Source organism: Meridianimarinicoccus roseus (assembly GCF_003172915.1).
Taxonomy (GTDB): domain Bacteria; phylum Pseudomonadota; class Alphaproteobacteria; order Rhodobacterales; family Rhodobacteraceae; genus Meridianimarinicoccus; species Meridianimarinicoccus roseus.
This window is the reverse complement of sequence record NZ_QGKU01000047.1, coordinates 44,120-66,288: the sequence shown is the minus strand read 5'-3', so window position 1 is coordinate 66,288 and position 22,169 is coordinate 44,120. Positions and strand designations below refer to the sequence as shown.

21 protein-coding genes are annotated in these 22,169 nt (G+C 68.8%); 13 read left to right on the top strand and 8 right to left on the bottom strand.

Going from position 1 to position 22,169, the window contains the following annotated elements:
• Nucleotides 1-113 precede the first annotated feature (113 nt).
• The 5 genes from pnp to rbfA form a co-directional block, all read right to left on the bottom strand.
• Nucleotides 114-2,246, bottom strand: coding sequence for a polyribonucleotide nucleotidyltransferase (gene pnp / locus DKT77_RS14670; RefSeq protein WP_109812421.1), 2,133 nt, complete (start codon nt 2,244-2,246; stop codon nt 114-116).
• A gap of 245 nt (nt 2,247-2,491) precedes the next feature.
• A complete protein-coding gene (gene rpsO, locus DKT77_RS14665) occupies nt 2,492-2,761 on the bottom strand; it encodes a 30S ribosomal protein S15 (protein ID WP_109812420.1) in 270 nt (89 codons plus the stop codon).
• Between the two features lie 148 nt (nt 2,762-2,909).
• Nucleotides 2,910-3,494, bottom strand: coding sequence for a DUF1643 domain-containing protein (locus DKT77_RS14660; RefSeq protein ID WP_109812419.1), 585 nt, complete (start codon nt 3,492-3,494; stop codon nt 2,910-2,912).
• A complete protein-coding gene (gene truB / locus DKT77_RS14655; protein ID WP_109812418.1) occupies nt 3,491-4,405 on the bottom strand; it encodes a tRNA pseudouridine(55) synthase TruB in 915 nt (304 codons plus the stop codon). Before truB ends, DKT77_RS14660 begins: the two co-directional genes overlap by 4 nt.
• A gap of 3 nt (nt 4,406-4,408) precedes the next feature.
• Nucleotides 4,409-4,822 carry a 30S ribosome-binding factor RbfA gene (gene rbfA, locus DKT77_RS14650; protein WP_109812417.1) on the bottom strand — a complete coding sequence of 138 codons (414 nt, stop codon included), beginning with the start codon at nt 4,820-4,822 and terminating at the stop codon, nt 4,409-4,411.
• 102 nt (nt 4,823-4,924) lie between these two features.
• Here rbfA and dapB point away from each other — a divergent pair, with 102 nt between their 5' ends.
• Entirely contained in the window at nt 4,925-5,737 is an 813-nt protein-coding gene (gene dapB, locus DKT77_RS14645) for a 4-hydroxy-tetrahydrodipicolinate reductase (RefSeq protein ID WP_109812416.1), read from the top strand.
• A gap of 52 nt (nt 5,738-5,789) precedes the next feature.
• Nucleotides 5,790-6,152, top strand: a complete 363-nt coding sequence (locus tag DKT77_RS14640; RefSeq protein WP_109812415.1) for a dihydrodipicolinate reductase — start codon at nt 5,790-5,792, stop codon at nt 6,150-6,152.
• Nucleotides 6,153-6,201: 49 nt separating this feature from the next.
• On the opposite strand, the gene DKT77_RS14635 is transcribed toward DKT77_RS14640, so the two are convergent.
• Nucleotides 6,202-6,363, bottom strand: a complete 162-nt coding sequence (locus tag DKT77_RS14635; protein ID WP_238547930.1) for a DUF1674 domain-containing protein — start codon at nt 6,361-6,363, stop codon at nt 6,202-6,204.
• A 179-nt stretch (nt 6,364-6,542) separates the two neighbouring features.
• Between DKT77_RS14635 and DKT77_RS14630 the strand changes: the two genes are divergently transcribed.
• From DKT77_RS14630 to DKT77_RS14590, 9 genes are all read left to right on the top strand, one after another.
• Nucleotides 6,543-7,907, top strand: a complete 1,365-nt coding sequence (locus tag DKT77_RS14630; RefSeq protein ID WP_274520095.1) for an RsmB/NOP family class I SAM-dependent RNA methyltransferase — start codon at nt 6,543-6,545, stop codon at nt 7,905-7,907.
• 66 nt (nt 7,908-7,973) lie between these two features.
• Entirely contained in the window at nt 7,974-9,725 is a 1,752-nt protein-coding gene (locus DKT77_RS14625) for a heparinase II/III family protein (protein ID WP_109812413.1), read from the top strand.
• A gap of 54 nt (nt 9,726-9,779) precedes the next feature.
• Entirely contained in the window at nt 9,780-11,363 is a 1,584-nt protein-coding gene (purH, locus tag DKT77_RS14620; protein ID WP_109812412.1) for a bifunctional phosphoribosylaminoimidazolecarboxamide formyltransferase/IMP cyclohydrolase, read from the top strand.
• Between the two features lie 4 nt (nt 11,364-11,367).
• Nucleotides 11,368-11,835 carry a signal peptidase II gene (gene lspA, locus DKT77_RS14615; protein WP_238547919.1) on the top strand — a complete coding sequence of 156 codons (468 nt, stop codon included), beginning with the start codon at nt 11,368-11,370 and terminating at the stop codon, nt 11,833-11,835.
• Nucleotides 11,836-11,867: 32 nt separating this feature from the next.
• Entirely contained in the window at nt 11,868-12,419 is a 552-nt protein-coding gene (locus tag DKT77_RS14610) for a DUF3035 domain-containing protein (RefSeq protein ID WP_420798322.1), read from the top strand.
• Nucleotides 12,420-12,495: 76 nt separating this feature from the next.
• Nucleotides 12,496-13,854, top strand: coding sequence for a M16 family metallopeptidase (locus DKT77_RS14605; RefSeq protein ID WP_109812409.1), 1,359 nt, complete (start codon nt 12,496-12,498; stop codon nt 13,852-13,854).
• Nucleotides 13,851-15,176 (top strand): M16 family metallopeptidase, encoded by a 1,326-nt coding sequence (locus tag DKT77_RS14600; protein WP_109812408.1) that lies wholly within the window; start codon nt 13,851-13,853, stop codon nt 15,174-15,176. The genes DKT77_RS14605 and DKT77_RS14600 overlap by 4 nt, the downstream gene beginning before the upstream one ends.
• Before the next feature lie 410 nt (nt 15,177-15,586).
• Nucleotides 15,587-17,443, top strand: a complete 1,857-nt coding sequence (gene mutL / locus DKT77_RS14595; protein WP_109812407.1) for a DNA mismatch repair endonuclease MutL — start codon at nt 15,587-15,589, stop codon at nt 17,441-17,443.
• Nucleotides 17,440-18,609, top strand: a complete 1,170-nt coding sequence (locus tag DKT77_RS14590; protein WP_109812406.1) for a DNA recombination protein RmuC — start codon at nt 17,440-17,442, stop codon at nt 18,607-18,609. Before mutL ends, DKT77_RS14590 begins: the two co-directional genes overlap by 4 nt.
• 25 nt (nt 18,610-18,634) lie before the next feature.
• On the opposite strand, the gene DKT77_RS14585 is transcribed toward DKT77_RS14590, so the two are convergent.
• On the bottom strand, nt 18,635-19,282 hold the full coding sequence (locus tag DKT77_RS14585) for a ChrR family anti-sigma-E factor (RefSeq protein WP_109812405.1): 648 nt from the start codon (nt 19,280-19,282) through the stop codon (nt 18,635-18,637).
• Nucleotides 19,283-19,291: 9 nt separating this feature from the next.
• The gene (locus DKT77_RS14580) at nt 19,292-19,798 is read right to left on the bottom strand and encodes a sigma-70 family RNA polymerase sigma factor (protein WP_109812404.1); all 507 of its coding nucleotides are present in this window, start codon (nt 19,796-19,798) and stop codon (nt 19,292-19,294) included.
• 322 nt (nt 19,799-20,120) lie between these two features.
• Here DKT77_RS14580 and DKT77_RS14575 point away from each other — a divergent pair, with 322 nt between their 5' ends.
• Together DKT77_RS14575 and DKT77_RS14570 are read left to right on the top strand one after the other, a co-directional pair.
• On the top strand, nt 20,121-21,410 hold the full coding sequence (locus DKT77_RS14575; RefSeq protein ID WP_109812403.1) for an NAD(P)/FAD-dependent oxidoreductase: 1,290 nt from the start codon (nt 20,121-20,123) through the stop codon (nt 21,408-21,410).
• Nucleotides 21,410-22,168 carry a DUF1365 domain-containing protein gene (locus DKT77_RS14570; RefSeq protein ID WP_109812402.1) on the top strand — a complete coding sequence of 253 codons (759 nt, stop codon included), beginning with the start codon at nt 21,410-21,412 and terminating at the stop codon, nt 22,166-22,168. Before DKT77_RS14575 ends, DKT77_RS14570 begins: the two co-directional genes overlap by 1 nt.
• The last annotated feature ends 1 nt before the right edge of the window (nt 22,169 follow it).

The following is a 22,169-nucleotide window of genomic DNA, read 5'->3' as shown; positions in this document are numbered from 1 at the left end:
TTGCGGCGTGCGCGATAACCGGTCGCGGACCGCGACTGCGCCGCTGCGAAGGCCAGACAAAAAAAGGCCCCGGGTCCGACCCGGGGCCTTCTGTCCTGCTGCGCGCAAGCCGATCACTCGGCCTGTTCGTCTTCCTTCGCGGGTTCGCCGGTGGACTGGTCCACGACCTTCATCGACAGGCGGACCTTGCCGCGATCGTCGAAGCCCAGCAGCTTGACCCAGACCTCCTGGCCTTCCTTCAGAACGTCCGACGGATGGTTCAGGCGGCGGTTTTCGATCTGGCTGACATGCACCAGTCCGTCGCGCTTGCCGAAGAAGTTCACAAAGGCGCCAAAATCGACCAGCTTCACGACCTTGCCCTTGTAGATCTTGCCCTCTTCGGGCTCGGCCACGATGGAATAGATCATATCGTAGGCGCGCTTGATCGCCTCCGCATCGCTGGACGCGATCTTGATGATGCCGTCGTCGTTGATGTCGACCTTGGCGCCCGAGGTTTCCACGATCTCGCGGATCACCTTGCCGCCCGATCCGATCACTTCCCGGATCTTGTCCACCGGGATCTGCATGGTTTCGATCTTCGGGGCGTATTCACTGAAGCCGGACGGGGCTGTCAGCGCCTTGTTCATCTCTCCCAGGATGTGAAGCCGGCCGGCCTTGGCCTGCTCCAGCGCCTTTTCCATGATCTGCGGCGTGATGCCCGCGACTTTGATGTCCATCTGCAGCGAGGTGATGCCCTTCTCGGTCCCGGCGACCTTGAAGTCCATGTCGCCAAGGTGGTCCTCGTCGCCGAGGATGTCGGTCAGCACCGCGTACTGCCCGTCATCTTCAAGGATAAGGCCCATCGCCACACCGGCCACGGCGGCCTTGAGCGGCACACCCGCATCCATCATCGACAGCGAACCGCCGCAGACCGACGCCATGGAGGACGAGCCGTTCGATTCGGTGATCTCGGACACGATGCGGATCGTGTAGGGGAAGTCGGTCGCCGCCGGCAGAACTGCCTGCAACGCGCGCCATGCCAGCTTGCCGTGGCCGATCTCGCGACGGCCCGGAGGGCCCACGCGGCCCGCTTCGCCAACCGAGTAGGGCGGGAAGTTGTAGTGCAGCAGGAAATTCGATTTCGACGTGCCGTGCAGCGCGTCGATGAACTGCTCGTCGTCGCCGGTGCCCAGCGTGGTGATCACAAGGCCCTGCGTCTCGCCGCGCGTGAACAGCGCCGAGCCGTGGGTGCGGGGAAGGATGCCGACTTCGGACACGATCGGACGCACCTGGTCCAGCGCGCGGCCATCGATCCGCTTGCCGGTCCGCACCACGTCGCCGCGCAGGATGGAGGCTTCAAGTTTCTTCAGTGCGGAGCCGAGATTGGCGTCCTCGCGCTGCTCATCGCTCAGGCCAGCGAGGATCGCGTCGCGCGCGGCGGCCACGGCCGAGGTGCGGGCCTGCTTGTCGGTGATCGCGAAGGCGTCGCGCATCTGCGTCTCACCCAGCGATTTGACCGCGTCGTAAAGCGCGCTGTAATCCGGCGGCTGGAAGTCGAACGGGTCTTTCGCGGCCTCTTCGGCCAGCGCCACGATCAGGTCGACCACCGGCTTGATCTGTTCATGCGCGAAGGTGACCGCACCCAGCATCTCTTCCTCGGTCAGCTCGTAAGCCTCCGATTCGACCATCATCACGGCGTCCCGGGTACCGGCGACGACGAGATCGAGCCGCTGCTCCGGCTTGGAGCGCAGGTCCTGCATGTCATCGAGTTCGGGATTGAGGATGTATTCCCCGCCTTCGAAGCCGACGCGGCAGCCAGCGATCGGGCCCATGAACGGCACACCGGAAATGGTCAGCGCGGCCGACGCGGCGATCATCGCCACGATGTCGGGATCGTTGACCAGATCGTGCGAGAGCACCGTGCACATCACCAGCACTTCATGCTTGAAGCCGGGGACGAACAGGGGACGGATCGGACGGTCGATCAGGCGGGCCGTCAGCGTCTCCTTCTCGGAGGGGCGCGCCTCGCGCTTGAAGAAGCCGCCGGGCACCTTGCCCGCGGCGTAGTATTTTTCCTGGTAATGGACGGTCAGCGGAAAGAAGTCCTGGCCCGGCTTGGCTTGCTTGGCGAAGGTCACGTTCGCCATGACGCTGGTCTCTCCAAGCGTCGCGATCACGGAGCCGTCCGCCTGACGGGCTACCTTGCCGGTTTCGAGGGTGAGGGTTTCCTCCCCCCATTGCATCGATTTCGTTTTAACGTCGAACATGTGCGTTCCTATGCTGACCGAGGGACCCTCCCCCGGTCTGGTTGCGTACGGGCGTCCGGCCCGTGGCCCCGGTCGTCATCTGCGTCCCCCGTGAGGCCCGGCGGGGTGCCTTGTGCACGTCTCGTGCACCGTCTTCGTCTTCTGCACGTTTTGTGCGTTGTCTTCGGCGTCTCCGCGGGCGCGGCGATCGGCGCCTGGCGCCCCCGGAAAAGGAAAACGCGCCCGTCGGGGCGCGTCCACCTGTGTCAGCGGCGGATGCCGAGACGCTTGATCAGGTCCTGGTACCGGCCCGCGTCCTTCGCGTTCAGGTAGTCCAGCAGCTTGCGCCGTTGTGCGACCAGCTTGAGCAGGCCGCGGCGCGAGTGGTTGTCCTTCTTGTGCGTCTTGAAATGCTCTGTCAGTGTCGAGATGCGCGAGGTCAGAATGGCCACCTGCACCTCGGGGGAGCCGGTGTCGCCTTCCTTCGTCGCGAATTCCTTCAGCAGACGCTGCTTTTCTTCAACCGTGATCGACATCGGGGTCTCCTTGCGTTGGATGTGATGGCGCAAGCCGGGATGTCGTCCAGCAGGGCCCTTGGAGAATACCCGGCCCAAGGCCGGATGGGTGCACATAGGGGAAAATCGCCCTTTTGGAAAGGGGGCGATTGCAGCGCGCGCGGCGGTGTCACGGGGCGGGCCAGGGCTCCGGGCCGCAGGTATAGGCGATGTAGAGCGGATGCTTCGGGTGGCCGGCCTTGCTCAGCCCCAGGTGGAACGGCGTGACACCCGCCGCGCGGATCAGCGCGGCGACCTCGGGTCCGCGCCCCAGATGCGCGCCATGCGTGCCCCAGGCGCAGATCACCGTGTCGGCCCAGGCGCAGCCATCGCGGATCGCGGCGTCGTTCAGCGGCCCGACCGGGTCGGCCTGCGCGCGCATCAACTTGGGGTCGGTCGCCCGCCACGCGAAGATGTTGCATACCCGGAACGCGCCGAAGCCCAGCGTCCGCGCCCGCCGCTCGCAGCGTTCCACCGTGGGGTCGTTCTGCACTTCGGTCGCGGTGGACGGGTTCAGCATTACGAACAGCGCGCGCCGACCGGCTTCGTCCCAGACCCGTGTGAGGCTGTAGCGATAGCGCTCGCAGGGGGAATAGACGGCGACCGAGGCGGCATCGCCCTTCAGATGCGTGCGCCGCACCGTGGCCTCCGGAAAAGTGGACTCATCGGTGGGAGCGACCGTGGCGGCGCCGGGGGGCACGGTGGGCGGGGTCATTGCGGCAGGTTGAACACCCGGCTGGGGTGCAGCGTGCCTGCCTTGTAGATGCCCACCGCGACCGGCTGGCCCATGTACGAGGCCCAGGCCTCGTCGCCGTATTCCGCCTCGGACGACAGCACGAGGCCGGGATTGCCGTTTCGCAGCCGCGTGGCGCCATCGGCAGAACAGGGCAGTTCCGGCAGATCCGCCAGCCCCACCTGCAACGGCGCCAGCAGCGCATCGAGCGCGCCGACGTCGCCCGCCAGTTCCTCGATCCGAGCAAGGCTTACGCCGTCTTCCGCCTCGAAAGGGCCGGACCAGACCCGGCGCAATTCGCGCACATGGCCGTGACAGCCCAGCGCCGCACCCAGATCCCGCGCGATGGACCGCACGTAGCCGCCCTTGCCGCAGATCATCTCGAGCGTGACATGGTCGGCGTCCGGGCGGTCCACCATCTCGAGGCTCTCGACGAACAGGTCGCGCGCGGCGAGCTCCAGGTCCTCGCCGTCGCGGGCCAGCTTGTAGGCGCGCTGCCCATCGATCTTCACCGCGGAAAATTGCGGCGGCACCTGCCGAATGTCGCCCACGAAGGCGGGCAGCGCCGCCGCGATCGCCGCGTCGTCGGGGCGTGCGTCGCTTTGCGCAATGACCTCGCCCTCGGCATCGTCGGTGTTGGTCGCCTGCCCCAGCCGAACGGTGAACCGGTAGGCCTTCAGCGCGTCGGTGACGTAGGGCACCGTCTTGGTCGCCTCGCCCAGCGCGATGGCCAGAACGCCGGTCGCTTCCGGATCGAGCGTGCCGGCATGGCCCGCCTTCTTCGCCCCGAAGGCCCAGCGCACCTTGTTGACCACAGCGTTCGACGTGATCCCGGCGGCCTTGTCGATCACCAGCCAACCCGAAACGTCGCGACCCTTGCGTCCCCGTCCCACGGCTCAGCCTTCGTCGTCGTCGGGCGCATCAAGGTCGCGCTTCACGTCCGGCCGGTCGAACAGGCGGCGCGTGTCGTCCAGCCGGTCGAACGTGTCGTCGATGGCGAACCTCAGCTCAGGGGCGAATTTCAGCGTCATGTCCTTGGCCACGGCGCGGCGCAGTTCCGCCTTGTTGCGGCGCAGCGCGGCCAGCGCCTCGTCGGCGCCCTGCCCACCCAGTGGCAGCACGAACGCGGTCGCGATCTTCAGGTCGGGCGAGGTGCGGACCTCGCCGACGGTGATCGACATGCGGTTCAGGTCCGGGTCGTGGATGTCGCCGCGCAGCAGCACGTCCGACAGCGTGCGGCGGATCAACTCGCCCACCCTCAGCTGCCGCTGCGACGGGCCCGCGCCCTCGGAATGATGATGTTTCGCCATGCGCCGCATCTAGGGGAACATGGCGCGCGCCGCAACAGGCTTTGCCAAGCGCGGCGCGCTGGCTTAGGAACCGGGGCGCAAGGCAAGGCAAGGGGCAGACGCATGGCGGACAAGGTCGGAATCGTGGTCACGGGCGTCTCCGGGCGCATGGGCAGAACGCTGGTGGGGTTGTTGGCCGATCACCCCCAAGCGCGACTTTCCGGCGCGCTGGAACGGCCGGGCCATGACTGGGTCGGCCGCGATCTCGGGACCGCGCTGGGCGGCGCGGCAAGCGGCGTGACAGTGACAGACGATCCGCAGGGTGCGCTGGACGGCGCAGCGGCGCTGATCGACTTCACCGCACCGGCGGCGACGGTCGGCTTCGCTGCGATGGCCGCCGAACGGGGGATCGTGCACGTGATCGGCACCACCGGCATGACCGATGCCGACATCGCCGCGATCGGGTCACATGCGGATCGCGCCGTGATCGTCCGCGCGGGCAACATGAGCCTCGGGGTGAACCTGCTGGTGCAGCTGACCCGGCAGGTCGCCGCTGCGCTCGATGCCGACTACGACATCGAGGTGATCGAGGCGCACCATCGCCACAAGGTCGATGCGCCGTCGGGCACCGCTCTGATGCTGGGCGAGGCGGCAGCAGCCGGGCGCGGCGCGGCACTGGCGGACGTGGCCGACCGGGGCCGGGACGGGATCACCGGGGCACGGACGCGCGGCGCGATCGGCTTCTCGGCGATCCGCGGCGGCGACATCGTGGGCGAACACGACGTGATGTTTGCCGCCGATGGCGAACGGATCGTGCTGCGCCATGTCGCTTCCGACCGGTCGGTGTTTGCGCGCGGCGCGCTGAAAGCCGCGCTTTGGGGGCAGGGGCGCGCGCCCGGGCACTATTCCATGCTGGACGTGTTGGGCCTGTCATGATCCGGTAACGGTTGCGCGGCGTATATGGTAGGATCCCATCAAGGAGGATACCATGCGCCTGCCCCCGTTTTTCGCCGCGACCGCCTGCGCCGCCGTACTTGCGGGCGGGGCCGCGCAGGCCGACTACGAACCGATCACTGACCGGGCCGAGTTTCTTGGCGTTGTCACGCAGGGCGCGCTGACACGGCTCGGCATCTCAGTACGGGTGACCCCCGATGGCGGGATCACCGGGCGCGCCTTTGGCTCTCCGGTTACGGGAAGCTGGTCGTGGGACGGAGGATACTTCTGCCGCGATCTCGCCTGGGGCGGGGATGATCTGGGGTACAACTGCCAGAAAGTGGAACGCGACGGACGTTCGGTGCGGTTCACGTCAGACAAGGGCAAAGGGCGCTCCGCCAGCTTGACGCTGGAATGACGTGCCACTGCGGCGTCCGGGCCGGAACCGAAGCCGGGCTGCGGCGTGATCAGAAGTCGATCGCGATGCCCTTCTTCTCCCAGTCGCCGTAGCGCACGGGTTCGGGCCCGTCGCGCCCGCCCAGTTCGGTTGGAAGCTCCACGGCAGCGGCCTTGCGGCGCCGCTCCTCGGCTTCCTGCAGGGCGCGGCGGGCGGCGGGCGGCAGATCCATGCCATGTGCGCTGGTGTCGGCGGGCAAGCTGTCGGCGTCGGGGCCGGCATCGTCGGTGTTCGGCGTGTCGGGCATGGCGGCAGGCTCCTGACTTGTGGCGCGCGTGGCTGTGATATACCCCGCGCGGGCCGCGTGGCAAGCGGCGGGCGGGTTCGGTGACGGACCATCGGAGGTGACGGGTGCCACAGGCAGGCAAAAGCGGAACGGGCAGCGGCGGCAGCGCGCAGGGGGGCAGCACGCCGCGCGAAGGGCTCGGTGCGCGCGCCGCGGCGCTGCGGCTGCTCATGGCGGTCTGGCAGGACGGCGAGATGCTGGCCGGTCTCGTCGACGCGCCGGACGGTCCGCTGGAGCGGCTGGAGCCGTCGGAACGCGCCCGCGCGCAGCGCCTCGCGCTGGCCACCCTGCGCGGCACCGCCGCTGCAGATACGCTGCTCGGGCCGTTTCTGCGCAAGGCGCCTCCGCCGCGGGTGCGCGCGATCCTGCGCCTCGCCACGGTGGAACTGGCGCAGGGCGGCGCGGCGCACGGAGTGGTGGACGGCGCGGTCGCGCTGGCGCGGCAGGACCGCAAGACGGGGCATCTGTCCGGGCTGGTCAACGCGGTGCTGCGGCAGGTGGCCACCACCGCGCCCGAACGCTGGCCGGATCTGCCGCCGCAGCGCCTGCCGGGCTGGTTGCGCGGGCGGCTGCAATCGGCCTGGGGCGGCAAGGTCACAGCCGCGATAGAGGCGGTGCAGGCCGCTGCCCCGCCGCTGGACCTGACGCCGCGCGCGATGTCGGTGGACGAGGCCGCGGCACTGGCCGCCGAGGCGGATGGCACGGTTCTGCCCACAGGTAGCGTGCGGCTGCCCGGTGGCGCGCAAGTGTCGGCCCTGCCAGGCTACGGCGAGGGGACGTTCTGGGTGCAGGACGCCGCCGCTGCGCTGCCCGCCCGCGTATTGGCCCCGCGGCCGGGCGAACGCGTGCTCGACATGTGCGCCGCGCCGGGTGGCAAGACGCTGCAACTGGCCGCCGCCGGGGCGCGTGTCACCGCGCTCGACATCTCGGGGCCGCGGCTGGCGCGCCTGCATGAGAACCTCGCTCGGGCCGAACTGGAGGCCGAAGTCGTCACTGGCGATGCGCTGCACTACGCAGGCATCCCCGGCGGCTTCGACGCCGTGCTGCTGGACGCGCCCTGCAGCGCCACCGGAACGATCCGCCGCCACCCCGAGCTGCCCTTCGTGCGCGCTGCCGCCGACATCAAGCCGCTGGTTGCGCTGCAGGCGGAGATGATCGACCACGCGCTGACGTTGCTGCGCCCCGGCGGGCGGCTGGTGTTCTGCACATGCTCGCTGCTGCCCGACGAGGGCGAGGCGCAGGCCCGTGCCGCGCTGGCCCGCCATCCGGCGCTGGTGGCTGATCCGGCCGCGCTGGACTTGCCCGGGGTCGCGCCGGACTGGCGCGGGCCGGACGGACTGCGCCTGCGCCCCGACCACTGGGCCGATCGCGGCGGCATGGACGGGTTCTTCGTGGCCGCTTTCCGCAACGGGGCGGGCGATGCGGCCTGACCCGGTGACAGCCCGCCCGCGCCTGCCTAGACTGTGCGCAGGCAGCAGGGCGGGCAGGGGCAGCGCGTGACGGGCAGTTTCGGGGCCGGGCTTCACCCGGTGACATGGCGCGACCGCTGGAGCGCGCGCAGCGCGGGGGCCTCGGCCCGGCGCGCGCGACTGGCCGTGCCGCCGCCGCCTCCGGTCACCGGCGACGCGGCGCGCGGCGCGGCGCTGGTGGCGGGACAGGTGTCGCTTGGACATTCGCGCAGCGTGGCCGCGGAAGGCCGGTCGATCTGGGCGCTGACCGCTCCCACCCGCGCGTTCGAGGCCGCGCGCCAGGGCTTCGGGTGGCTCGACGATCTGGCCGCGCTGGGCACTGCGCCCGCGCGCGACGCCGCCCGTGCCTGGGTGGCCGAATGGTTCACTGCACAGGGGCACGGCAAGGGGCCGGGCTGGTCGCTGCCACTGGTCGCGGCCCGGCTCGACCGGCTTGTGGCCCATGCGGGTTGGCTGACCTCGGGCAGCGAGGGGCTGCCCGCCGCGCGGCTGGAACGGGCGCTGGCCCGCCACCGCCGGGTCGCGCTGGCCCGCTTCGCCGCGTTGCCGCATGGGCCCGAAGGGCTGGCAGTGGCGGCGCGGCTGGTCGGCGCGGCGGCGCGCCTCGACGGGTCGGACCCGCTGCTGGCGCGAGCGCAGGACGCCCTTGATCGCGGGGCGCGCGTGGTCATCGACGAGGCCGGCGGCGTGGTCGACCGCGCACCCGAAACGCTGGCCGAAGCGGTCTGCCACCTGGCCGAGGCCGCCCACGCTCTGGCCGAGGCCGGGCTTGGCCCGCATCCCGAACACGCCCGCGCGCTGGCCCGCGCGGCGCCGGTACTGCGTGCGCTGCGCCATGCAGATGGCGGGCTGGCGCGGTTCCACGGCGGCGGTGCGGGCGACCGGGCCCGGATCGACGCCGCGCTCGCGATCCTGCGGGCGGCCGGTATCGGCGCGGGCAGCGGCGCTGGTGCCCGTCACCGCGCGCCGCCCGACCAGCCGATGGGCTTCGTACGGCTGGCGCGCGGCCGCGTCACGGTGATCGCAGACATGGCTGCGCCCCCCGTCGCCCCGGAAGCGGCGACCAGCGCCCATGCCGGCACGCTGGGATTCGAGATGACGGTCGGCGCCGCCCCGCTCATCGTCAGTTGCGGGACCGGCGCCGCTTTCGGGCCCGACTGGCAGGACGCGGCGCGCCAGACCGCGTCGCACAGCACGCTGGTGCTGGACGGGCAGTCGTCGTCCCGGCTGGAACGCGGGCGCGGCGCGGCGTTGGTGCTGACCGCCGCGCCCGGCAACGTGCGCGCCGACCTGCACCCGGACGCGCCCGACCTGCATGTGGTCGGCGCCCATGACGGCTATGGGCCCGCCTATGGTCTGGTCCATGCCCGGCGGCTCGACCTGTCGCTGCCCGGGGACGTTCTGGAGGGCGAGGACATGCTGAGCGCGGCCACCGCCACCGAACAGCGCCGCTTTGCCGCGGTCGGCGGCGGGCAGGGGCTGCCCTTTGTGCTGCGCTTCCACCTCCATCCGCAGGTCGAAGCGACGCTCGATCCGTCCAACGGCGCGGTGCGGCTGACCCTGCCCACCCGCGACGTGTGGCACTTCAGCCATGACGGGCGCTGCACGATCCGGCTTGACCCCGGCGTCTATCTGGAGAAAACCCGCCCCGAACCCGCGCCGTGCCGTCAGATCGTGCTGGTCGGACGGGCCGCGCAGCCGGTCACCTCGGTGCGCTGGCGGCTGACACGGGATCGCGCAACGCCCGCCTTCGCCCCGCCGGACACGGGGCGAGATTGAAGACACCGACGCCACAGAACCGCCACCCCGCGGCCCGACCGAAGGACCCCCCGAATGACCGACACCGCCCCGCTTAAGACGGCCCTGCTCTCCGTTTCCGACAAGACCGGCCTGACCGAGTTCGCGGCTGCGCTGGCCGGGGCCGGGGTGCGGCTGCTGTCCACCGGAGGCACGGCGAAGGCACTGCGCGACGCTGGCCTGGAGGTGACGGACGTGGCCGAGGTGACCGGCTTTCCCGAGATGATGGACGGCCGCGTCAAGACGCTTCATCCCGCCGTGCATGGCGGGCTGCTGGCGCTGCGCGACAACCCGGAGCACGTGGCGGCGATGAAGGCGCACGGGATCGGCGCGATCGACCTGCTGGTGGTGAACCTGTATCCGTTCGAGGCGACGGTCGCCGCCGGTGCGGACTACGACACCTGCATCGAGAATATCGACATCGGCGGCCCGGCGATGATCCGCGCGGCGGCGAAGAACCACGCCCATGTGGCGGTCGTCACCGACCCCGAGGATTATGCGACGATTCTGGCGGCGCTGCCCGGCGGCGGCACCGACCTTGCGACCCGCAAGCGACTTGCGCAGATCGCCTATGCGCGAACGGCGGCCTATGACACGGCGGTGTCCACCTGGATGGCCGGCGCGCTTGGCGAGACGGCGCCGCGCCGCGCCGCGGTGGCCGGGCGACTGGCGCAGACCATGCGCTACGGCGAGAACCCGCACCAGCAGGCGGCGTTCTACACCGACGGCAGCGGCCGCCCCGGCGTGGCGACAGCGGTGCAGCACCAGGGCAAGGCGCTGTCCTACAACAACATCAACGACACCGACGCAGCCTTCGAACTTGTGGCGGAATTCGCGCCGCAGGACGGGCCGGCCTGTGTGATCGTCAAGCACGCGAATCCTTGCGGCGTGGCGCGCGGCGCGACGCTGGCCGAGGCCTACGGGCGCGCCTTCGACTGCGACCGGACTTCGGCCTTCGGTGGGATCATCGCCCTGAACGGCGTTGTGGACGGCCCGACCGCCGAGGCGATCACCGGCATTTTCTCGGAGGTGGTGATCGCGCCGGGTGCCGATGACGATGCCATGCGCGTCTTTGCGGGCAAGAAGAACCTGCGCCTGCTGACGACGGCGGGGCTGCCGGACCCGGCCGCTCCGGGCACAACATGGCGGCAGGTCTCGGGCGGCTATCTCGTGCAGGACAAGGACACCGGGCGTATCGCGGCCGAGGATCTGAAAGTGGTCACGAAGCGCGCGCCGACGGATGCCGAACTGGCCGACCTGCTGTTCGCCTGGCGTGTCGCCAAGCATGTCAAGTCCAACGCGATCGTCTACGTGAAGGACGGTGCGACGGTTGGCGTCGGCGCGGGCCAGATGAGCCGGGTGGACAGCACCCGCATCGCCGCGCGCAAGGCCCGCGACATGGCCGAGGCGATGGGCCTGCCTGCGCCGCTGACCGAAGGCTCTGTCGTGGCATCGGACGCGTTCTTTCCCTTCGCCGACGGGCTCGTGACCGCGGCCGAGGCGGGCGCCACAGCGGTGATCCAGCCCGGCGGCTCGATGCGCGACGACGAGGTGATCGCGGCGGCCGATGCGGCGGGGCTGGCGATGGTGTTCACCGGCATGCGCCACTTCCGGCACTGATCCGGTGCGCGCCTTCGCCCTTGCCGCGCTTGTCATGTTCGCTCTGGACCAGGGCAGCAAATGGGCCGTGGTGCATTGGCTGGGCCTCAAGCACCGGCTGGCGATCGACGTGCTCCCGCCGCTGCTGAACTTTCGCATGGGCTGGAACGACGGGATCAACTTCGGCCTGCTGTCCGGACATCCCGCCGCCGCGCGCTGGCTGCTTATCGCCCTGGCTCTTGCGATCTGCGCCTGGGTGACATGGTTCGCCCGCCGCGACGGGCGCCCGCGGATGATGATTGCGGCGGGCGTGCTGGTGGGCGGCGCGCTTGGCAACGTCGCGGACCGGCTGGTCTATGGCGCGGTGGCCGATTTCCTGAACATGTCCTGCTGCGGCATCACCAACCCGTTCGCCTTCAACATCGCCGATATCGGCGTGTTCGCCGGTGCCATAGCGTTGGTGCTGTGGTCGGACCCGGAAAAGACACGGTGACGGCGCTGCGCCGCTGCGCTAGAACCCCGCACATGACCGAAGGACCGATCCGAGTGACCATGCGCCTGCCTCGCCTTTTTCTGCTGGTCCCCGCGCTGCTGGCCGCCTGCGGCGGCGGAACGCCCAGCCTGATGAACTTCGCCTCCACCCGCGAGCCGAACGAATTCCTGGTGGTGCCCGCCAAGCCGCTTGAAACCCCGCCCGAAGGCGCCGCGCTGCCGCGGCCCGCGCCCGGCACCGCCAACCGCGCCGACGCTACACCGCTTGACGATGCGGTCGCGGCGCTTGGGGGCAACCCGGCCGCCCGCCGCGCGGACGGCGCGATCCCCGGCGGCGATGGCGCGCTGGTCAACCACGTCTCGCGCTACGGCCGCGACCCTCAGATCCGCGCCACGCTCGCCGAACAGGATCTCGCCTTCCGACTGGCCAATCCGGGCCGGGTGATGGAACGGCTGTTCAACGTGAACCGCTATTTCGACATCTACGACCGCCAGAGCCTCGATCAGCAGGCCGAGGCCGAGCGGTTGCGCCGGGCGGGCGTGCCCACCTCAAGCGCGCCGCCCGCCGCGCTGAAACCCGAATAGCACGCTCACAAACGCGTTGCCCGGCTTGCACGGGGGCGCCGGTGGCGTATCTGTCAGACAAGACGGAGGAACGCCCATGACATTCGCCACCCGCCTGCTGGCCGCCCCGCTGGCCGCGCTCACCCTGCTGGCCGGTCCGGCCGCCGCCGAGGACGGCGTGACCCAGTTCACCCTCGACAACGGGATGGACGTACTGGTGATCGAGGATCACCGCTCGCCCGCCGTGGTGCACATGGTCTGGTACCGCGTCGGTGCCGCCGACGAACCCGCCGGGCTGTCCGGCATCGCCCACTACCTCGAACACCTGATGTTCAAGGGCACCGACGACATGGCGGCGGGCGAATTCTCGGAAACCGTGCGCGCCAATGGCGGCAGCGACAATGCGTTCACCTCTTGGGACTACACCGGCTATTTCCAGCGCGTCGCGGCGGACCTGTTGCCCCGCATGATGGAGATGGAAGCCGACCGGATGACCGACCTGATCCTGAAGGACGAGGTCGCGCTGCCCGAACGTTCCGTCATCCTAGAAGAACGCGCCCAGCGGATCGACAGCGATCCCGGCGCGCTGTTCCGTGAACAGACCCGCGCGGCGCAGTACCTGCACCACCCCTACGGCCTGCCGATCATCGGCTGGCGACACGAGATGGAGCAGTTGTCCACCGATGACGCGCTTGATTTCTACCGCGAGTTCTATGCCCCAAATAACGCCATCCTGATCGTGGCGGGCGACGTGACCCCGGACGAGGTGCGCGCTCTGGCGCAGGAATACTACGGCCCGGTTCCGGCCAACCCGGATCTCACTCCGCGCGCCCGCGTCACCGAACCGCCACAGACCGCCGCGCGGCGCGTGGTGTTCGAAGACCCGCGCGTCGCGCAGCCTTATGTCACGCGCAGCTACCTTGCGCCCGAACGCAACCCGGGCGATCAGGACCGCGCGGCGGCGCTGACCCTGCTTGCCGACCTGCTGAGCGATGGACCGAATTCCTTCCTGCAGCGCCGGTTGCAGTTCGACACGCAAACCGCGCTCTATGCCGGGGCGTGGTATGGCGCTACCTCGCTCGACGCGACGACATTCAACCTGACCGTGGTTCCGGCCGAAGGCGTCAGCCTGTCCGAGGCGGAGGCCGCGCTGGACACGGCGCTGGCCGACTTCGTCGCCGGCGGCGTCGATGCCGAGAAACTTACGCGGCTGAAACGGCAATACGCGGCGCAGTCGGTCTACGAGATGGACAGTACCCAGTCCCGTGCGCGCAAGTATGGCGCCGCGCTGACCAGCGGTCTGACCGTGGCCGACGTGCAGGCCTGGCCGGACGTGCTTCAGGCCGTTACGGAAGATGACATCCTTGCCGCAGCCCGCGCTGTGCTTGTGCCCGAAACCTCGGTCACCGGCTGGTTGCGCGCGCCCGAAGGCACCACCCCGGAGGTGACCCAATGATCCGTTTCGCACCCGCCCTTGCGCTCTCCGCGCTGATCGGCCTCGCCGCCGCGGTGCCGGTCCGCGCCGCGGTGGACATCGAACAGGTGGAAACCCCCGGCGGGCTGTCGGCCTGGCTGGTGCAAGAACCGACGATCCCCTTCGTCGCGCTCGAAATCGTATTCCGGGGCGGCACCTCGCTAGATGCTCCTGAAAAGCTCGGCGCTGTGAACCTGATGACCGCGCTGATCGAGGAAGGCTCCGGCGATCTTGATGCCAGCGCCTTTGCCGCGGCGAGGGACGACCTTGCCGCCAGCTTCCGCTTCTCGGCCAGTGACGACGCGATCAGCGTCTCGGCCCGGTTCCTGACCGACACCACGGATGCGGCAATGGACCTGCTGCGCGGCGCGCTGACCGAACCGCGATTCGACCCCGACGCGATCGAACGGGTGCGCGCGCAGGTGATATCGGGACTGCGGTCGGACGCCGAGGATCCGAACGCGCTGGTCGGTCGCGCCTTCGCCGAGGCGGTATACGGCGATCATCCCTATGCCCGTCCCGGCGACGGCACGGTCGAGACCGTCTCGGCGCTGACCCGCGACGATCTGCTGGACGCCTTCGGCGGAGCCATCGCCCGCGACCGCGTGACCATCGCCGCGGCTGGCGACATCTCCCCACAGGAACTGTCGGCGCTGCTCGACGATCTGCTGGGCGATCTGCCTGGCACCGGTGCGCCGCTGCCCGGTCCGGCCACGCTGTCCTTCACCGGCGGGACCACGGTGATCGACTTCCCCACGCCGCAATCGGTGATCAGCTTCGGGCAGCCCGGTATTCCGCGCGACGATGACGACTTCTTCGCCGCGTTCCTGCTCAACCAGATCCTCGGCGGGGGCGGCTTCGGCTCGCGCCTGACCGAAGAGGTGCGGGTGAAGCGGGGGCTGACCTACGGGATTTATTCCTACCTCGCCAACAAGGATCACGCCGATCTCTATGTCGGGGGCGCGTCCACCGCCAACGCGCGCGCCGCCGAAACCATCGAGGTCGTGCGCGCCGAATGGGCCCGTATGGCCAAGGACGGTCCGACCGAGGCTGAACTGGACGCGGCGCGAAAATTTCTGATCGGCGGTTATCCGCTGCGCTTCGACAGCAACGCGTCCATCGCCAACATCCTCGTCGGCATGCAACTCGACGGGCTGAGGCCGGACTACATCGAAACGCGCAACGACCGGCTCGCGGCGGTGACCCGCGACGACGTGCGGCGCGTGGCAGCCGACCTGCTGGACCCCGAGGCGCTGACCTTCTTCGTGGTCGGCCAGCCCGAAGGGCTTGCCCCCGGCAACTGACCGCACGCCCGCCTCTTCGGGGCAGGGACAGGCCGCGCGGCGCAGCTTGGGATCATCGCGCCGCTCGAAGCGCCCGGCCATCCAAGACCGTACAGATCGCGGGCCGACTGCCCTGAAACCGGCAGGCGGGACGCGGGCTCGTCTCGTGCCCCGTGTCGCCACCGTTCAGCATTTCCGAATGCGGCGCCGCGCTGTGTCCCCAAGCCCGAACGCTTCGCCGACTTTTTAACTCCCAACCGGTATTCGGCGGGTCCTCCCCATCCCCGTTGGGGTTGGCCTGCGGGGGTCGCCCCTTTTGTTCTTTCGGGCTTATCATACAAGATTACTAAACTGTTCCGACTGCGGTCCGACACGGGGCCCCGGCGATCTGACCCTAGTGAATCACCCCGCTTCATGCTAGTTCTGGTGGCATGAACGCTCCCAACCCCCATATCCTTGCGCATCTCCCAAGAATTGCGCAGCTCAGCGATGCCGCCATCAACCGGATCGCCGCCGGCGAGGTCGTCGAACGCCCTGCCTCCGCCGTCAAGGAACTGGTGGAGAACAGTCTCGACGCAGGCGCGCGTCGGATCGAGGTGGCCTATGCCGATGGCGGCAAGACCCTTCTTCGCATAACCGACGATGGGCACGGCATGCGCCCCGAAGACCTTCCCCTGGCGCTGGCACGGCATGCGACCTCCAAGATTGACGGTACGGATCTGTTGAATATCAACAGTTTCGGCTTTCGAGGCGAGGCGCTGGCCTCCCTCGGGGCGGTAGGGCGGCTGACCGTGACGAGTCGTTATGCCGGCCATGACGGTGCAGCCGTTGCCGTGGCCGGCGGGCAGATCCAGCCGGTGCGGCCCGCGGCGCTGCGCGGCGGGACGGTTGTGGAACTGCGCGATCTGTTCTGCGCCACGCCCGCACGGCTGAAATTCCTGCGCACCGACCGTGCCGAGGCGCAGGCGATCGGCGACGTGGTGCGCCGCCTCGCGATGGCCGAACCCTTCACCGGCTTCACCCTCCGCGACGTCACCGGCGGCGGCGACGGCCGCACGGTGCTGCGGCTCGATCCCGAAAACGGCGATCCGCAGGACGCGCTCGCGGCGCGGCTGGCACGAGTGATCGGGCGTGATTTCGTTGAAAACGCACTGCAAATCGATGCGGAACGCGACGGCATCGCGCTGTCGGGCTTGGCTGCGCTGCCGACTTATTCGCGCGGCTCGGCGGTCACGCAGTTCCTTTTCGTCAACGGGCGGCCGGTGCGCGACAAGCTTCTGATCGGCGCCCTGCGTGCAGCCTATTCCGATGTGCTGAGCCGCGACCGGCACCCGGCGGCGGCGCTGTTCATTGACTGCGACCCGCTGCAGGTGGATGTGAACGTGCATCCCGCCAAGGCCGAGGTGCGGTTCCGCGATCCTTGGCTGGTCCGAGGGCTGATCGTGTCGGCACTGCGCCACGCGCTGGCCGAGGCCGGGCATCGCGCGTCCAGCACGCTGACGGGGGCGACGCTGGGCGCGATGCAACCCGGGACCGCTCCGCCGGCCGGAAGGGTCTACCAGATGGACCGTCCGGGACAGGCAGCGCGCGGGGCGGCCTACGCCGTTCAGGCCCCGTCTGCCCCGGATGCGCCGGGCTTTGCCGAAACCGGCGCGCCCTCCGCCCGGACCGAGGCGGCGCCGGACGCGGCGCGCGACCGCGATCAGGCCGCGCGCCCCTTGGGGGCGGCACGGGCGCAACTGCACGAGAACTACATCATCGCCCAGACCGACGACGGTATGGTGATCGTCGATCAGCACGCGGCCCATGAGCGGCTGGTCTATGAACGGCTCAAGGCGCAGCGCGCCGCCAACGGTGTCGCCGCGCAGGCCCTGCTGATCCCCGAGATCGTGGACCTGGGCGAGGACGCGGTGCTTTTACTGGAGCATGCGGAGGCGTTCGCGGCGCTTGGCCTGACGATCGAACCCTTCGGGCCGGGTGCCGTGGCAGTGCGCGAGACCCCTGCGCTGCTGGGCGTGGTGGATGCGCACGGCCTGCTGCGCGACATCGCGGATGAACTGGCCGATCTGGGTGACAGCGCCGCGCTGCCCACGCGGATCGACGCCGTGCTGTCCCGCATGTCGTGCCACGGATCGATAAGGTCCGGCCGCCGGATGCAGGCCGACGAGATGAACGCTCTGCTGCGCGAGATGGAGGCGACGCCGCTGTCGGGCCAGTGCAACCACGGTCGGCCGACCTATGTCACGCTGAAGCTGTCGGACATCGAACGGCTGTTCGGGCGCACATGACGCTGCCGGGCGGGCTGATCCTCGACCCGGCGGACCCGGTGCATCTTGCGCTGCTCGGGGCAATGGGGGCGCTAGCGCTCATGCTGGTCCTGCTGCTGGCCGCGCTCCGCGCGCAGCGACGGCAGGCCCGCATGCTGGAGCCGTTGGCGCAGCAGCTTGGCGCGCTGGGGCGGGCGCAGCAGCAACTGGCCGGTGGGCTGAGCCAAGTCACCGATGCTCAGCTTCGCAGCCAGCAGGCGACTATGGCCACGCTTGAAGCGCGGCTGGCCGATGTGAGTCGCAGCATGGGCGACAGCCTTCAGGGCAGCGCCACCCGCACCGCGCGCAGCCTCGGAGAATTGCAGCAGCGGCTGGAAACGATCGACCGGGCGCAGGCCAATATCGAGAAGCTGTCCGGCAACGTGCTCGGACTTCAGGACATCCTGTCGAACAAGCAGGCGCGCGGCGCGTTCGGGGAAATCCAACTGCACGAAATCGTTTCCAAGGCGCTGCCTCCCGACAGTTTCACGATGCAGGCAACGTTGGGCAACGGCAAGCGGGCCGACTGCTTGATCCACATGCCGATGCCGCCGGGGCCACTGGTGATCGACAGCAAATTTCCGCTGGAGCCTTATGAGGCGCTGGTCGCGGCCGAGTCGGACCACGAGCGCGGGCAGGCAGCGCGCGACCTGCGCATGGCGGTTAGGCGGCACATCCGCGCCATTGCCGAGAAGTACATCATCGAGGGAGAAACCGCCGACGGCGCGGTGATGTTTGTGCCGTCCGAAGCGGTCTATTCCGAATTGCATGCGCGCTATTCCGACCTCGTGAGAGAGGGGTTCGCCGCACGGGTTTGGCTGGTGTCGCCCACCACCTGCATGGCGACGCTCAACACGCTGCGTTCGGTCCTGAAGGATGTTCGGATGCGCGAACAGGCAGGGCTGATCCGGCGCGAGTTGCACCTTCTGCACGCCGATGTGGATCGACTGGTGACGCGGGTGGACAATCTAGACCGGCATTTCGGGCAGGCCCAGAAGGACTTGGCCGACATCCGCGTGTCCGCCGACAAGGCGGGCCGACGCGCGCAACGTCTGGACAGTTTCGATTTCGCAGACACCGCGCGGGACGAGGCGCATGAGGAAAATCCATCCGGCCCGGTGGGGGAGGTTCTTGCCGTCGGTCGTTAGGATTGTCCGCGTGGCCAGGCCAGGATCAGATCCGCAGGAAGGGCTGCGCGAGGCGCGGCAACATTGAGGTGAATCTAAGCCGCGCATCACTGGCCGTCAGGCAGATGCAGTCCTGAGCGCCAATGGCGACAGGTGTATGGTGTACCTCTTCGTCCGCAACCTCGATATCGCCGCGATGGTATTCGCCGTCATCGTCGCGGTAAGCGCCTTGAAGCACCAAGGTCATTTCGGTGCCGCCGTGGCTGTGATCCGGCATCGCCATGCCCGACGGAATGTAGAGCAGCCGCACGCGTGCGCCATCCTGCGTGGGCAGGATCGCCTGTTTCACACCCCCGCCAATCTTGCGCCATGCGACAGCATCCAGATCGCCGCCCACATAGTCCCTCACCGGGGCGGGTAGCACCGACGGCGCGGGGCGCGGTTGCGCATTGCGGTCCACCGGGCCGCTGCCCTTGATGCGGGCCAGCGTCGCCGCAAGTGCACCGCCCGACATTTCAGCCGGTTCCAGAGTGTCCAGAACCGCTCCGCCGACCGTGTCGTACGCGCCGAGCCGTGCCCGGCTGTCATCGGACAACGACACATGCGCGGCGACCACCACGTTGAAGGCTTCGGGCAGGATCCCGGCCGAATAGGCCATCAGGAACTCGTCCGCGATATGATGCTTCACGCCCATGTCTTCACTCTATCTCATTTCGTGACGCAACCGTTCCAGCGCCAACCTAATCCGCGACTTGATTGTGCCCAGCGGCAAACCGGTCTCTGCGGCAATTTCGCTGTGCGACAGGTTTCCGAAATACGCGCTTTCCACCAAGGCCCTTTGTTTTTCGGGCAGGTTCGCCATCGCGCGGGTCAACCTTTCGCTTTCCTGTTGCAGGACGACCACGTCTGCCTGGTCCGGTTCCGCCTCGGGGCCCCAGGGAAGATCCTCGGGTTCGGGGCGGCGCTGTCGGCGCAGCAGGTCGATCTTGCGATTCCGTGCGATGGTGAACACCCATGTGCTCACGCTGGCGCGGGAGGGATCGAACTGGTGCGCTTTCTGCCAGATCGTCGTCATCACATCCTGCGTGCATTCCTCCGCCAGTGCCTCGCTTGCGCCGGACTTGATCAAGAACCCCTTCACGCGAGGGGCATAGTATTCAAACAGCGTAATGAACGCCGTTTCGTCCTGCGCGTCGCGTATCCGCGCCATGCAGGCAGCCCACTCCGCTTCCCTTTGCTGCGTCGTCGTCAATGCCGCTTCCAAGCCTTCGCCGCACCTTCATGCCCCGTATCGACGCCCATTAACGGTGCTTCACTCGGAAGGCCCAGCCCCGGTCACCAAGTGTTGATGAGGTATAGGGGCCAAGGGCACAAACGGATCACTTTTCGACATGAAAAAAAATCTGCGTGCCCGCGGACGGCGCGATCGGCGGCAAACTGGCACTGCCGCCGCCGAGTTGCGACTCATCCGGTTGCGTCCGTCGCCCGTATCCTCCTTTAAGGGATCAAGCAGAAACGGATGAGGCGGGTTTATGCCATATGACACGACCGGCGGTGTGCCGATGCGCATCGCGGTGATCGGTGCGGGAATTTCCGGAATGGGCGCGGCATACAGGCTGGGACGCAACCACGCCGTCACGCTGTTTGAAGCCGAACCGCGGTTGGGCGGTCATGCGCGCACGGTACTGGCCGGCAAGCGGGGCGACCAGCCGGTCGATACGGGGTTCATCGTATTCAACTACGCGACCTATCCGCACCTTACTGCGCTGTTTGCCGAACTGGATGTGCCGATCGCGGATAGCCGCATGACCTTCGCCGCGTCCATTCGCGATGGCGAAGTGGAGTACGCCTTGAATACCCTGTCGAGCCTGTTCGGGCAGCGTCGCAACGCTGTCAACCCGTCCTTCCTTGCGATGCTGCGCGACATCTTGCGTTTCAACGCACGGGCCGAGGCGCTGGCCGCCGACGAGACGATGACGATCCGCGACCTGCTCGACCGACTGGGCACGGGCGCGCGGTTCCGTGACCACTACCTGCTTCCTTTCTCGGGCGCGATCTGGTCGACGCCGGTGCGGGACATCCTGGACTTTCCGGCGGCAGCGCTAGTTCGGTTCTTCCGCAACCACGCGCTTCTGGGCGTGACCGGGCAGCACAAGTGGTACACCGTGCGCGGAGGGTCGGTGGAATACGTTCGTCGCCTGGAGGCGGCGATGCACGGCGAAGGGGTGGAGGTGCGTACCGGTTGCCCGATCGACCGGGTGGAGCGGCTGGAAGCAGGTGTGCGGATCAAGCCGCGCTGCGGCGAATGGCAGGTTTTCGACGAGGTGATCTTCGCTACACATGGCGACGACAGCCTGCGCCTGTTGGGCGATGCCGACGACCGCGAACGCGCGGCGCTGTCCGGGGTGAAATACCAGCCGAACACCGCGATCCTGCATTCGGATTCCAGCCTGATGCCGCGCCGCCGCCGGTGCTGGGCATCCTGGAACTACACCGAAACATCGGCCGGGCGCGACGCTGTGGGGCTGACCTACTGGATGAATTCGCTTCAGCCGATCCCGATGGACGATCCGCTCTTCGTCACGCTTAATCCAACGCGCGACATCAACCCGGCGCTGGTGCATGACCGCGTCAGCTTCAGCCACCCGATGTATACGCTTGACATGATGGCCGCCCAGCGGGCGGTGGCCGCGCTGAACGGGCGGCGCAACACATGGTTCTGCGGTGCCTGGATGCGCAACGGCTTTCACGAGGACGGGCTTGCCACCGCGATGGACGTGGTGGAGGCGCTGGCCGACCGGACAGGCGTGCTGGCGGCCTGATGGCCCGCGACGTCGATCTTATCGTGGGGCGCACCTATCACGGGCGCGCGGGAGGGGTGGAGAACGCCTTCCGCTACTCGGTGGACTACTGCCTGCTCGACCCGGACCGCGCCCACGGGCCGGGCCTTTTCTCGCGCAACGGGCGCAATCTGACGGCCCTGCATGACCGCGATCATGGCGGGGCGCCGGGGCAGGGGCGGGGTGCTGCCTGGGCACGCGACGTGTTGGTGGCCCACCAGCTTGACCGCTGTGACGGCCCGCTGCTGCTGCTGGCGCAACCGCGCGTGCTGGGGCACGTGTTCAATCCGGTCAGCTTCTGGCTAGCCCACGGGCGCGACGGCACGCTGCGCGCGGTGATCGCCGAAGTGTCCAACACGTTCGGCGACCGCCATTCCTACCTGTGTCACCACCCGGACCAGCGCGCGATCACGCGACACGAACGGCTGCGCGCTGAGAAGATCTTCCATGTCTCGCCGTTCCAGCCCGTCGGCGGTGACTATACCTTCCGCTTCGACATCCGGCACGACCGGGTCGGGGTCTGGATCGATTTCCGCATCGGCACAGAACGGCTTTACGCAACGCTGACCGGCCGCCGCAAACCCCTGACCAATCGCGCAATCCTGTGGGCGGCGCTGCGCCGCCCGCTTGGGTCGCGCCGGGTTCTTGGGCTGATCCACTGGCAGGCGCTGGTGCTTTGGTGGAAGGGGGCGCGGTGGCACGTGCGCCCGGCGCCCCCGGCGGACGAGGTGTCGCGGTGAC